Raw genomic sequence first — 13552 nt, forward strand, 5'->3', positions numbered from 1 at the left:
AGCATGGACTTGAAGTCATGACCGAAGACCAACTCGAACAAGAAACCCTGACCTGGCTGCAAGAGGTGGGCTACACCCACCGCTACGGCCCCGACATTGCCTTCGATGGTGCTTCGCCCGAGCGTGCCGACTATCGCCAGGTCGTTCTGCCCTTCCGGCTGCGCGAAGCCATCAACCGCCTGAACCCCGGCATCCCAGTGGCTGCGCGCGAAGACGCTATCAAGCAAGTCACGGACCTCGGCATCCCGTCCCTGCTGTCGGCCAACCGGGCGTTTCACAAGCTGCTGGTGGGCGGTGTCCCCGTCCAGTATCAGAAGGACGGCGAAACACGCGGCGACTTTGTTCGCTTGATCGACTGGGAACACCCCGAGAAAAACGAATGGTGTGCGGTCAACCAGTTCACCATCAAAGGTCCCCACAAAACCCGCCGTCCCGACATCATCTTGTTCGTCAACGGCCTGCCGCTGGTGCTACTGGAACTCAAAAACCCCGCCGACGAGAACGCCAACATCTGGAAGGCCTTCGACCAGATCGAGACGTACAAGGAGCAAATCCCGGATGTGTTCCAGTACAACGAAGTGCTGGTGATCTCGGACGGCACCGATGCCTTGATGGGGTCGCTCTCTGCCAACGCCGAGCGCTTCATGGCATGGCGCACGATTGATGGGGTGAACATCGACCCACTGGGGCAGTTTCAAGAACTGCAAACACTGGTGCGTGGTGTGCTGGCACCTCAGTACCTGTTGGACTACATCCGTTACTTCGTCCTGTTCGAGGATGACGGGCAGCTCGTCAAGAAGATCGCGGGCTATCACCAGTTCCATGCGGTGCGTGCTGCCATCGAAGAAGTGGTGACTGCTTCCCGACCCGGCGCCTCTCGCAAGGGCGGCGTGGTGTGGCACACCCAGGGCAGCGGCAAGAGCATCACCATGACCTGCTTTGCCGCCCGCGTGATGCAAGAAACCGCGATGGAGAACCCCACCATCGTGGTCATTACCGACCGCAACGATCTCGATGGACAGCTGTTTGGCGTGTTCAGCCTGGCCCAAGACCTGTTGCGCGAGCAGCCCACCCAGGCGCTGACCCGCCCGGACCTTCGCGCCAAGCTGGGCAACCGCCCCTCGGGCGGCATCATCTTTGCCACCATCCAGAAGTTCATGCCGGGGGAGGATGAAGACACTTTCCCGGTGCTGTCCGAGCGCAGCAATATCGTGGTGATCGCGGACGAAGCCCACCGCACCCAATATGGCTTCAAGGCAACCCTCAAAGGAAAGCCTGGCGAAGAGAAATACCAGGCGGGCTACGCCCAGCATCTGCGCGATGCCTTGCCGAATGCCACGTTCGTGGGCTTCACTGGCACCCCGGTCAGCAGTACCGACCACGACACCCGTGCGGTGTTTGGCGAGTACATCCACGTCTACGACATGCAGCAGGCCAAGGAAGATGGTGCCACCGTGGCTATCTACTACGAGTCCCGCCTGGCCAAGCTACGCCTCAAAGACGAAGACTTGCCCGCCATTGACGACGAAGTGGACGAGCTGGCCGAGGACGAAGAAGAAAGTACCCAAGCCAAGCTCAAAAGCCGCTGGGCCGCCTTGGAAAAGATCGTTGGAGCCGAACCCCGCGTGGCCAGCGTGGCTACTGACCTGGTGGCGCACTTTGAAGAGCGCAGTACCGCCCAATCGGGCAAAGCCATGGTCGTGGCCATGAGCCGTGACATCTGCGTGCACCTCTATGACGAGATCATCAAGCTGCGCCCCGACTGGCACGACCCAGACCCCGAGAAAGGCGCCATCAAGATCGTGATGACCGGCTCAGCCAGCGACAAAGCCCTGCTGCGCCCACACATCTACGACGGCAAGATCAAAAAACGCCTGGAAAAGCGCTTCAAAGACCCAGCCGACCCATTGCGCCTGGTCATCGTGCGCGACATGTGGCTCACGGGCTTCGATGCCCCCTGCGTGCACACCCTGTACGTAGACAAGCCCATGAAGGGCCACAACCTCATGCAGGCGATTGCGCGGGTGAACCGCGTGTTCAAAGGCAAGCAGGGCGGCTTGGTGGTGGACTACATCGGCATTGGCAACGAACTCAAAGCCGCCATGAGGGAGTACACAGCCAGCAAAGGCCGGGGCAGCCCCACGGTTGATGCCCGCGAGGCGTACAGCGTCCTCATGGAAAAGCTCGATGTCCTGCAATCCATGCTGCATGGCTGCAATTACAGCGACTTCTTGACCGGGGGGCACCAAACCCTGGCACGTGCCGCCAACCACATCCTCGGCCTGCGTGAAGAGGGCGGCAAAGACGGTAAACGCCGATTCGCCGACACCACGCTGGCACTGACCCAAGCCTTCTCGCTGTGCTGCACATTGGACGAAGCCAAGGCAGTGCGGGAGGAAGTCGCCTTCATGCAGGCTGTGAAGGTCATCCTGACCAAGCGGGACATCACCGCCAAGAAGCGCACCGACGAACAGCGCGACGAGGCTATCCGCCAAATCATCAGCAACGCCGTGGTGTCCGATCAGGTGGTGGACATCTTTGATGCCGTGGGCCTGGACAAACCCAACATCGGCCTGCTGGACGATGAATTCCTGGCCCAGGTGAAAAACCTGCCCGAGAAGAACCTGGCGGTGGAACTGCTCGAACGCCTGCTCGAAGGCGAAATCAAGAGCCGCTTCGGCAGCAACGTGGTGCAGGAAAAAAAGTTCTCCGACCTGCTGGGCAACGTGATCAAGCGCTACCAGAACCGTTCGATTGAAACCGCGCAGGTGATGGAAGAACTGGTCGAGATGGCCAAGAAGTTCCGCGAGGCGGCGAGCCGAGGCGAGATGCTGGGCCTGACTGAGGACGAGGTGCGCTTTTACGACGCCTTGGCCACCAATGAATCAGCGGTCAAAGAACTGACCGACGAAACCCTCAAGAAGATCGCACACGAACTGACCGAGAACCTGCGCCAGAACCTGACGGTGGACTGGTCGGAACGTGAGAGCGTGCGGGCGAAACTCCGGCTGATGGTCAAGCGGATCTTGCGCAAGTACAAGTACCCGCCGGACTTGCAGGAAGAGGCGGTGGACCTGGTGTTGAGGCAGGCGCAGGTGTTTGGGGAGAGCTGGGGCGCGGCATAGGGCTGAGCCATGGGATGTGGGTGAGCAACGGGCCTCATCCATAACATCAGCATGATGCGCCAATCACTCCTAAGGCTTTGATGATCATCTCGATCCGCGACTCGTTACATCCCACCGGACTCGCCTTCAACCACGCCCCCACGTTATTGACATTGTTTGCCCCACGCTTGATGCCAGTCGTGTGCAGAGCGCCAGCAGCAAGAAGTCCGTTCATGGCTTCACCAGAGCGATGACTTCTGTGGGCGACATGATTCCTGAGTCCGATGACCGCATCGACCAAGGCCTTTTGAGGCTTCGATAGTGCCTTGAAGTTGTCCGCGTGCTGCTTAACCAGCCACCTCTTGGATCGTTCCTCGAGATCTGCAAAGTTCGGGAACGTGATGTTATTGCCTGTATTGTTGGCAAGAGACTGGACTTCCGCTTTGCTCAGATGTGCGGGAAATTGAAGCTTGCCAAAAGCCTCAAATACCCGCTTCGACTTCTCTTGTGTTTGAAGGTGCTCTGCAAAAGAGTCTTCCAGATGCTGCTTGAAGCGAGTTGGATCGACGTTTATGTACCCGATGAACATGTCACTGATGAATCCTTCCCAAGCTACGGCGCATGCTAGGAGGCTGTGTTCAGTCAGCGTGGATTGATCCTTTTCGGATATCAAGGCGGACGTGCCAGCACGGTAGAAGTTAGTCAGATCTGCTAGCTGCTTCTGGAAGTCATCTCGGATGTCCTGAGGAGATATCTTTCTCATGCTGCATTGCCTTAGCTGGGGTCAACGTTTGTCGGTATAGAAGGCCACAGCGATGTGCGTCAGCGCTTCGACGGTAGGTGCCTCATGCGTCAGGCGGCGATTTTTGCCATCGCATCCAGAGGTGCTTGAAGACGGCTGCTAAAAAACATGACTTCGGAGCCTGTATAACGACGCTGCGCTGTGTAGTGGAGGCCGTACGCATACGGTGTCGCGTATGCGTACATCTCTCTTATTTCTTCTGCGTTGTCATAAGACACGATCCAGGGTCGCTTGAAACGAGCGCTCCCGAGAAGCTTCGCTATTTCCAAGTGATCGTCGTGTTTGTAGTAGTTGCGGTACAAGCCCGCGCCTTTGACGTAGTAGGGGGGGTCTAGGTAAATAAGTGACTTAGATGGCAAAAACTGGTGACAGCGACGCAGCAACTCGTGCGCATCTTCCTCGTAAACGTGAATGCCATCGGCATGCAGGCCAATTCGTTCTAGTCGCGAGCACAACTCATCACGCATGAATCGCGCATCGATTTTGTAGCTACCCGATTGAGCTTTGCCGCCGATTACTCCGCCTTTGAGAATGCCCGAACGGTTGGTCCGGTTCATGAATAGCGTGGCGAAGCCACGTTCCAGCTCTGTTCCGGCTTGCTGCCCCAGCATCACGCCACGCCAGTGGTGCCATGCGTCCATTGTGATGGGTTCGGTGGCTACCATTTGCACCAATTCAGCTGTTTGGCGTGTGGCAGCGCGCCAAAACCCTGCGATAGCGGAGTCTGCGTCGTTGATGTGGATATGTTCAACGATGCTGTCGATCAGCAGTGACAGAGCAACACCGGCACCTCCTGCGAATGGCTCCAAATAGTGTCCACCGGCAAGGTTGTTAGTCGTGATGACCTCTGCGATCAACGGCGCAAAGCGAGCTTTGCCGCCGGGGTAGCGCAGAGGGGTGTATAGCTTGTTGGAATACATGGATAGGCAAGTAGTCGAGCAGCTTACCTCAGCCCTTGTTCTTCATCCGGCTTGCGGTACGACTAAGTGCTGCCTCAAACGCAACTTCAAACTTCTCAACCTCTGCCTCATAGACTACGGACCATTGCCCAATCACACCCCAAGCGTCTAACTTGGTCCAGTGCTTTTTCCACCAGATCTTGGTTTTTTCACGTTTCGTGCTTTCTCCATCACCATCTTGGAAGAAGTTGACGTGGACCTTGTCACTGGTAGGGTTTGGCGTGTTGAGTGCCAACAGCGCTTTTCGCAATGGACCGTCGGGGGTGTTAGAGATGTCGCGCAGGAATTGTTTGATCGTGTTTTCCAGCGATCGGGCAACACCCGTCGTTCCGGGGACGTTGGGTAACTTGACGATGTTGCCTCTGGCTGATGCCTCCTGGGTTACTGTGGTGTCCGCATCCACTACCAAGACCCTGTCCAGGAACAGCGGATCTTTTTCTGGGAGCTTGACCAAATGTGATCCCCCAATGCCCAACGGTATCCAGTTGATCCGAACTCCATATTTTTTGGACAGGGCGTTCTTCTTCGCCGTCGGGATCAGGCTGGCGCAAAACTGTGCTGCCTCATCGTCCTCAAAGTAGACAGCTAGGGTAGGCTTTACCTTCCGTGTTGACTTTTTATCGTCTGGCTTCATGGCCATGTCGTTAAGCATGGCGCGAAGCGATTGATCGTCAGCCAATCTGGGGTACTTGGTGTCAAGAAGGTAAATCACCTTGTCAGGTGCATTTGCATTCCCATCTCCATCTGGGTGTATCGCTTCAATGAGACGAGGCGAGTGCGTGGTAGCAATAATTTGCAGATCGAGTTGCTTAGCATAGGTCTTGAGAGACTTGGCGAGTCGTTCAACTGCGTGTGGATGGAAGCCGACATCCATTTCGTCAATGACCAATAGCCCCCCTGGATACTCTTGGCCCATTTCTCGTTTCAACTGGTTGAACGACGCCAGCGCTGTCGCCATGCTGGCTAGGCTATCTTGACCCATGGAGACGGCTAGTGCTTCATGCCGGGTGTATCCAGGTTGAGCGGTTTTTTTCTTGGAGCCTCTAATGGTTTGATGGGTCACATCCATGTTCAGTTCGGAGCCATGGATCACTGAACTGACGAAGTCGACCATCAGTGTGCTGTCGGCTGGATGCATATCCATTTTGCTACTGGCAACTTCTTTTTCGTCAGCTTCACCGATCGAGGCGAGGCGTCGCATCCCAAGGTATATGGTTGGTAGCGGTATCTTGGCGTCCTGCCCAACGGTGTCTTCTTCGGTCTTGTCTATGGTTCGAGGGACGACGCGAGCACGCTTCCAAATGGAGCGATGAGTCATTGAGCAGCGTTTTTTGATCTCCGTGCCGTTCGCGCAAGCTGTGACAACGGGCGCCGCTGATGGGTCCTTCTGGGCCTCCGCCACCTCAGCCAAGGCTAAGTAAACAATCCGCTCAATATTGGCGTAGAACGGTTCCCCAAAGTAGCTCTTGGGGCCACTACGGTCAGTCATACCAAAGGTGTTGGCGACCAAGCCCAATATGGTTGATTTGCCGATCCCGTTGTGTCCGGCAATGAGCGTGAGCCGCTCAGCAAAATCGATGTTGATGTTGCCTAATTTCCGGAAAGGCGGCATTCCAAAAGACAACGATTTGACCTGAACCTTGGCTGCCATTGACCCCCCCTGTGTTGTTTGTCTGCGCGGTGATGAGCTTCCGAGTCCGGTAGCTGTGAGCATCTTATCGGTAGTGCCGCGCTGCATGTGTGGCTCTTGTACTAACGACAATTTGATAGCGGCTAGGAAGGCTTAGCCTTGTTGTGCAGAAGTGATCCAAACAGCAACGAATCAGCAAGGTTTCGCCCACTAAACGACGTCGTTTCGACAATCACCCACGCCCCACACCACATCCCCGGCGATCCGCCGACGATAGGTTGTCGTCTGCACCACGATTCGACACCGTTTCGCCTACTAAACGACGTCGATTCGACCACGAGCCAAACACGCACTACCGCTCAGCCTCGATCCGGGCGGTCAGCCCCCATAAATTGCTGCATTTTTGAGCAGCATCTGGCACCTTGGATGGCAAGGAGACCCTTTCCATGCCCCATTCATTGCCATTCATCCCGGTCACGGGACTTGTCCAAGCGCACTTATGCATTGCCCCTTCGGGACAACGCTTTGGTGCGCCACCCTTCGGTGGTCGAGACTTCAACTTTCACGGTCGAGGTCGCCCGCACATACATCGGAAACCACGCTGTCGAGGTCGCCAGCTTGATGAGACAGGTGCCACCCTCTCAGTGTTCGGGGGTGCGCTATGAGCATCTACCACCTCACCGTCAAGATGCACTCGCGTGCCAAAAACAAGAAGCTCCATGCGCTGCGCGCACTGGCCTACCGCACGGGATCGCGAATCATCGATCCAGTCACCCAGCACATCTACGACAGCACCTCGAAAAGCCGTGAGGTCATCCACAACGCAACCATCACCCCCAGCTTTGGTCCTGCTTGGAAAGACAGTGCACAAGCCTTGTGGCAGCACGTTCACCAGTCCGAGAAGCGCAAAGACGCTGCCATCTTTCGGGAATTTGAATGCGCCCTCCCCAAAGAAATCGCTGATGGTGCCTCCCCAGAGGCCTGGGTGAGGTTGATTGAAAACTTCATTCGAGAGCAACTCACGCCGCACGGGGTGCTGGTGACTTACGCGATCCACAACAAGCCAGGCAACCCGCATGTCCACATGATGTGTACGACCCGGCATTGGACTGCTGACGGATTCGGCCCCAAGAACCGTGCCCTCGACACTTTCAAGGTCCTCTATGGGTGGAGAAAATCTTGGGCAGACCACTGCAACGCAGCCTTACAACGGGCAGGACGATCAGAGCGGGTCACGCACAAGTCGTTTGCAGAACTGGGCCTGCAAAGAGAGGCGACGACCCATGTCGGCCCCGCTCATGTGGAGCAGTCGAACCCCCAATATGCTCAGAAGCGTGAAGAGGTGATCGCGCGCAACAAGAAGGCCCAAGAGCGAAACCACCGCCGACGATTGGAGCGCCAACGACGTGCCCATGTGCACTTGCGTGCCGGTGTCTGTGGCGTTCAGATGGTGCGACACATTGGTTCGTGGGAAGGATTCGCCCCCGCAAATCAAGGTGCGCAACCTTCACGCACATACCCACTGGCGTTGCGTTCAAAAGCATTGGACGATGCCGCACTGGCCGACCAGTCTGACGCAGATGCACGGCGTCAACTGTTGCTTGCCTGGCCTGACGCAGAAACAGCGTTCAACGTATTGGCCCGATGGCGTGAAACGCTGGGTCGATCTTGGTCCTGGTCAGTTTTCCTGAGGCAGTACAAGCGCATTCGGAAGAGCCAAGAAAACCCCTTGGCAGAACTGCTGGCCAAAGAACTGATGTGGGTGGTGAGCCGTGCCCACCAACGTCTGCCGGACTGCTTGGACGCTGCCGATCCACCCCACGTTATTCGGGCTGCGTTCAGCGTGAAGGAATGGGTGGGCAAGAACAAGCCCCAGCTCTTGGGGGAGTTGGAGGCCCTGATCGAGCAGGCCCAATCCAGGCTGCCTGAATTCCGGCAGCGTGCAACCCCATCGGCACCCGACGTTCAAGCGACAGCGCTCAAAGTGCCATCGGCAACATTCCGTGAGGTGCTGGTGTCATTTCCCGAGCTGTCCCATCTTGGTGGCTCAGAAACCGACATCGTTGCAGCCTGTCAGCGCCTGGCAACCGCGATTGACCGACCCTTTACCCCGGAAATCCTGCGCAAGCGCTTGCAACGTATGACGCAAGGTAAGGAGTTGCCGGAGCCCATCAACAACGAATCGCTGATCGAATCGTTGCTGATCAAGGACCTGGTCTTCGCTGCCAAACGCAGGCCACATCGTCTTGCAGTTGCTCTGCGCGCTGTACCTCCGTTGCGAAGAGCATTCTTTGAGGAGCTGGTGCGGGATGCGCTGATCGGAACAGTCCGAGAGCCCAACCACGCACAAGCGGCCAGAGCCTTATCGGCATTCCAGCAGCTTGAATTGCAAGCGCGGTGGGCTGTTGAGCAGGTGTTGACGCCCCAACAGTTAGCGGACTTCGAGTACCGCCGTTCGTGCTGTCAACGACTGGGTAGCACGTACACCTGGCAAACCTTCCAAGCAGACATCAACCGCTTGGCTGGATCTCCCCAAGGCTGGCAAAGGGCTTGGTGGGATGAGTTGGTGGACCAGTTCACGCCCACTGAGTTGAAGTCCATCAGCGCCTTTTGCCCAGCCTGGTACGACAGGTCCAGTGAGCTGTGGAGTGGGATGCGGAGCACCCCATCAAAGGTGACACAGCAACCTGGGGATCGAGGACATGCCCAAGATTTTCGGGGGCAACAGGCGTCATTCACACCGATGATGGCTTGCAAACCCGCATGAATACTGGCTTCGGGGTACCCACTTGACAGATCGGGGATCGGTTTGCGAATCTGGTTGCACATAGGAGCAATCAATGATGAATGAGCAAAACAATAACCCGATCAATGGTCAATCGGTGAGCGACGATATCGATCTTGGGCATGACCAACAAGGTGTAACAGAGGAGGCCCAAAGAGTGGCCGACTCCATCGTGCAAGCACTTGACCGAACAGATTCGGAAGGCGGTAAGTGGAAGCAGCGATTCGAGAAAAAGTGGGGTTGCCAGGTTCTTGTGGGGTGCAAGCAGCGTCCCTTGAAGGTCGCGTTAATGTTACTTCCTATCGAGGAGCACCCCCAGAAGAGGGGCAAGCGATTCAAGTTTTTGGTAAAGCTACCCGAGGTCCAGAACGCAGCTGGGGTGTGGCCTGCGATTGAGGCACGGGCGGAGCGCCTGGAAGAGCTCGGAAGATTTCACAAGTACATCGACTGGTTCTTTGAAGGTGCGAACATCCAAAAAGGATCTAAGCGTCAACGCCAGGTGATTGACGCCCTGTTATGCGACGGTCCGCTGATAGATGCAACTGGATTTCATTTGTACGGCGGACACGCTGGATATCTTCCGTGGGATCACGAGACATCGGAAGGTGACCGATATCTCATTGATAAGCCACTCGAAACCGTGTTGACGGAATGGATCGACCATATGGAAAAGCAGATCGTCAACCCACGTGAGCGGCTAAAACGCGATCTATCCAAGATTAAATTTACCCTTGGCGAGGGGAAGTACTTCAAGCGTTATGACTGTGCTGGACTTTGGAGTGTTGAAGTTGACGGCGTTTCGTTCCAAGGCGAATGGGTTTGCAGCACGATTGATGGCAAGACCATAGTATTGCTGGCTGGCCACAAGCACCACCTGTACATAAATAGGCTGTCGCCGCGTCTACCCCCTGGGACAGGCAGTTTCAGGTTGGGGGTAGAGATCCTTTTCGAACTGACAGATCAGGACTTCAATGCACGACCAGGCATGCTGAGAATCTATGAAGAGATGAGGGTGCCGCCCGTCTATAGGTCAGATGATGAGGAGTTAGACGACTCTACTCTTGCGGGGTTGGACTACAACACCAATGCCTGACCATCGCACCCAACAAAGCATCGATGCCATGTCTGACCACGTCCAGCCAAGTCCTGCACCACCATCCCCCCGACTTCGTCATGACTTTTTGCTTCTGCACAAGTCTCTGATTTCCGCGCGCACGGCACTCGAAGCATTTGCGACCCCAGAGGGTGTTGATGCGTATCGCGGGTTTCCGAACCTCGTTTCCAAGGCTCAGACACTGTTGCCAGAGTTGCAGCAACTCATCGAGACAATGCCGCCAGAATTTGTGGCAGCCAGGGTCCGCATGGCACTGGATGGGGTGCCTCTTATTGCACCGGTAGACCACGACATACCCGCTGGTCTCATGGGGAATTGAAAAGCAACCAGTCAGAGAGCCAGGAGCTTTGCACGCCTGGACTCGTCCACGCGTTGACACAGGCCGGGAGACTCCTCCTCGGCAACCGTCAACCAGTGGCCTCGCGCGGCTTCGTCGACCCAAACGCCTGCGAGAGCGGCCACCCAATCCATCCAAACCACTTCAATGCGGTCATCCATGAACATTTCCGCAGTGGTCTGAACGTTTTCCCAGCAAGGTGCTATCACCAATCCCTGCTGCTCCACAAAAAACGGCCAAACCGCATCGTCATCAGCGACTTCCATCACGGAGCCGAACTTCATTAGATGGCGCCTGATACCGAGGATGCCCAGGCCGTTTTTGCGTGAAGCAGCTGCGTTCTTGGCAATCGGCAGGTGCTCCATGGACGGGTAGGGGTTGGGTTGGCTGATCGGCTCTCCCGCGATGTACTCCACCAGGGTGCTCGCCAGGTACTTCACCTCGTCGCCTTTTTTACCGCCAGCCCAGTTGGGTGCTGGGGGCGGTGGCTTCAACTTCTTGCGCCGCTTTTCAAGCGTGCTCACTGACATATCGAGCATCAGCGCGGCTTTTGCGGCTGAGAGCAACTTGACCCGCCGCACTTCCGGCGAAAGCGCCATGACCTCGGCCAACAGAGCGTTTTGCCCCGCATCCATATCTTCAATGCTCACTGACTGCCTCCCCGTCAAGTCTCGGCAGCACTGTGGCATGCCGGAGTATTTCGTCTTCTAGCTTCTGCATGTATCGGCGCAGGGTGTCCTGATTGGGCTTACCGTATCGCGCGGTTACGTTCCCCATTTGCCCGTGATTCATGAGCTGCTGAACAACAGCATAGGGCATGCCCTCGATATTCACGGCGACGGTGCAAAAGGTCCGCCTGAGATCGTGCATGGTGAACACCCACTGGGGTCGGTATCTCCGCTCAAACTCCTCTTGGGCTTCTACTGACGCGGCAATCTCCGCACCCCGGCTTGCGGCGTAGTCACTCCAAGCCACCTGCATGCTCTTTTTTTCTAGCGCTGAACGAAGGGATGCGACGAACTCACGAGGGCTGTTGTAGTGGGCAGACTCGGTTTTGGGGTTTTTGGACGACGCGGGGAAAACGTAGAGCTGGTTCGGCTGCTCTTGCTGGCGCAATCTCATCAGCCAGGTGGCAAAGCGTCCGAGCGGCACGCTGTGGGTTGTGCCGGACTTCGTTCCCCTAAAAGTAACTTGGCCGCATTCCACCCCCTCGGGAAGCGACAGCACGCTGAATTCCGTCTCGTCTAAGCCCTCCGCCAACAGCTGATCACGCCAAACCAGCTTGGCTGTCTCACTCTTGCGTGCACCCAACAACAACGTCAGCAGCATGTAGTCCACCGCATCGCGGTTGCGCTGGCGCTTTGCCCAAAGCGCATCCAGCCACACCCCGAGCTTCTCAGGTGTGTTCTCCAATGGGTTGCGAACTTTCCGGTCTTCGTACTCAGCTTCTAACTCTGCGCGTGTGCGCATGTGTCTGCGAGCAATATTGAACGGGTTGACCAACAGCTCGCCATCGAAGGATGCCCGGTTTCGGTTGGCCTGCTGGTCTTCAATGTGAACGTTAAACGCAGCGCGGCACCACATCAACGTCTGTTCTGCTGCCGTGCGATGTCCCTGTTCCTCGGCAATGCGTTGCCAGATTTCTTGAACAGACTTCACGCCGATCGTGCGCAGCGACTTTCCAAGCCACGGGTTCAATCGACGGATGGCCGCCTCAATGGCTTTTACCGAATTGGGCCGGGGGTCTTTCCCCTTCTTGTACTGCTCCAAATAATTCGCCATCACGTGCCCCAGGGTAGTGGCCACAATTCCCCGCTCCTCGGCACGGAGTTCCTGAATGTCCTCACCCCGCTTCATCGAGAAACGCACATCCCCAGCAATCTGTCGGACATCAGTGAGGGGGTCGTCGGTGTTCACATTTAGCCGGGGATAGTCACCCAAGGCCACCTTCGTGACCTTCCCCCCCACGCGGACTTGGAGGTAGAAGGTCTTACGCTTCGTCCCCACATACAAGCACAGGCCTGGCGGCGTGTTGGGCCCACTGTCAGAGACAATGTAAGCCTTGGGCTCGTCAACGTCAGTTAGGCCGACCATCTTGCCGTTTGCCACCACAGGGCGCACGGACGGGGTCAGCTTTTTGAGGTTGTCGCGTGTGAAGATGAAGCGCATATACCCACCCAAAATTGCGTGATGAGGGTCTCTATTTTGCTACATTCTTGCTACGCAAAAATGGCGGTTCTGTGCGGTTCTGTGCGGTTCTATGCGATTCATGACAAGACAAGAAAGCTGAGTAGTGACAAAAAATATAGAAAATTCAACAGCTTACGTAAAAACACAAGTCATGGAGAATGACTTCTCAAACCACACCCCCATGATGCAGCAGTACCTGGCCCTCAAGGCCGGGCACCCGGACACGCTGGTGTTCTACCGCATGGGCGATTTCTACGAGCTGTTCTGGCAGGACGCCGAGAAGGCTTCGCGCCTGCTGGACATCACGCTCACGCAGCGCGGCCAGTCGGCCGGCCAGCCGGTGGTGATGGCGGGCGTGCCCTTCCATGCGCTGGAGAACTACCTCGCCCGGCTCATCAAGATGGGCGAGTCGGTGGCCATCGCGGAACAGGTGGGCGACGTGGCCACGGCCAAGGGACCGGTGGAGCGCAAGGTGGTGCGCGTGGTCACGCCCGGCACGCTGACCGACAGCGAGCTGCTGTCCGACAAGGCCGAGGCCCTGCTGCTGGCCGTGCACCAGGGCGCGCGCGCGCGCTGCGGCCTGGCCTGGCTCAGCGTGACGCAGGGCCGCGTGTTCCTGGCCGAATGCGCG

9 protein-coding genes and 1 pseudogene are annotated in these 13552 nt (G+C 56.9%); 5 read left to right on the forward strand and 5 right to left on the reverse strand.

Features of this window, described 5'->3' with window-relative positions; all coding sequences use genetic code 11:
• Window positions 1–17: 17 nt before the first annotated feature.
• Window positions 18–3125: a type I restriction endonuclease subunit R gene (locus tag ACDELDRAFT_RS03750; protein WP_005793590.1), complete on the forward strand. Its 3108-nt coding sequence runs from the start codon at window positions 18–20 to the stop codon at window positions 3123–3125.
• Between the two features lie 46 nt (window positions 3126–3171).
• Here the strand turns inward: ACDELDRAFT_RS03750 and ACDELDRAFT_RS03755 are convergent, their stop codons facing one another.
• From ACDELDRAFT_RS03755 to ACDELDRAFT_RS03765, 3 genes are all read right to left on the reverse strand, one after another.
• Window positions 3172–3867, reverse strand: coding sequence for a hypothetical protein (locus ACDELDRAFT_RS03755; protein ID WP_005793591.1), 696 nt, complete (start codon window positions 3865–3867; stop codon window positions 3172–3174).
• Between the two features lie 89 nt (window positions 3868–3956).
• Window positions 3957–4826 (reverse strand): DNA adenine methylase, encoded by an 870-nt coding sequence (locus tag ACDELDRAFT_RS03760; protein WP_005793592.1) that lies wholly within the window; start codon window positions 4824–4826, stop codon window positions 3957–3959.
• 28 nt (window positions 4827–4854) lie between these two features.
• Window positions 4855–6516 carry an AAA family ATPase gene (locus ACDELDRAFT_RS03765; RefSeq protein ID WP_005793594.1) on the reverse strand — a complete coding sequence of 554 codons (1662 nt, stop codon included), beginning with the start codon at window positions 6514–6516 and terminating at the stop codon, window positions 4855–4857.
• 640 nt (window positions 6517–7156) lie between these two features.
• Here ACDELDRAFT_RS03765 and ACDELDRAFT_RS23910 point away from each other — a divergent pair.
• From ACDELDRAFT_RS23910 to ACDELDRAFT_RS24925, 3 genes are all read left to right on the forward strand, one after another.
• Window positions 7157–9262, forward strand: coding sequence for a MobA/MobL family protein (locus ACDELDRAFT_RS23910; protein WP_005793596.1), 2106 nt, complete (start codon window positions 7157–7159; stop codon window positions 9260–9262).
• A gap of 73 nt (window positions 9263–9335) precedes the next feature.
• Window positions 9336–10373 carry a hypothetical protein gene (locus ACDELDRAFT_RS03780; RefSeq protein WP_005793598.1) on the forward strand — a complete coding sequence of 346 codons (1038 nt, stop codon included), beginning with the start codon at window positions 9336–9338 and terminating at the stop codon, window positions 10371–10373.
• 28 nt (window positions 10374–10401) lie between these two features.
• Window positions 10402–10713, forward strand: a complete 312-nt coding sequence (locus tag ACDELDRAFT_RS24925) for a hypothetical protein (RefSeq protein ID WP_157764879.1) — start codon at window positions 10402–10404, stop codon at window positions 10711–10713.
• An 11-nt stretch (window positions 10714–10724) separates the two neighbouring features.
• Here ACDELDRAFT_RS24925 and ACDELDRAFT_RS03785 read toward each other — a convergent pair whose 3' ends face one another.
• Together ACDELDRAFT_RS03785 and ACDELDRAFT_RS03790 are read right to left on the reverse strand one after the other, a co-directional pair.
• The gene (locus ACDELDRAFT_RS03785; RefSeq protein WP_157764880.1) at window positions 10725–11381 is read right to left on the reverse strand and encodes a hypothetical protein; all 657 of its coding nucleotides are present in this window, start codon (window positions 11379–11381) and stop codon (window positions 10725–10727) included.
• Window positions 11371–12900: an integrase family protein gene (locus ACDELDRAFT_RS03790; RefSeq protein WP_005793602.1), complete on the reverse strand. Its 1530-nt coding sequence runs from the start codon at window positions 12898–12900 to the stop codon at window positions 11371–11373. Before ACDELDRAFT_RS03790 ends, ACDELDRAFT_RS03785 begins: the two co-directional genes overlap by 11 nt.
• Window positions 12901–13072: 172 nt before the next feature.
• Here ACDELDRAFT_RS03790 and ACDELDRAFT_RS03795 point away from each other — a divergent pair.
• Window positions 13073–13552, forward strand: a pseudogene (locus ACDELDRAFT_RS03795) (DNA mismatch repair protein MutS); the annotation flags it as partial.

Source organism: Acidovorax delafieldii 2AN, from assembly GCF_000175235.1.
GTDB lineage: Bacteria > Pseudomonadota > Gammaproteobacteria > Burkholderiales > Burkholderiaceae_C > Acidovorax > Acidovorax delafieldii_B.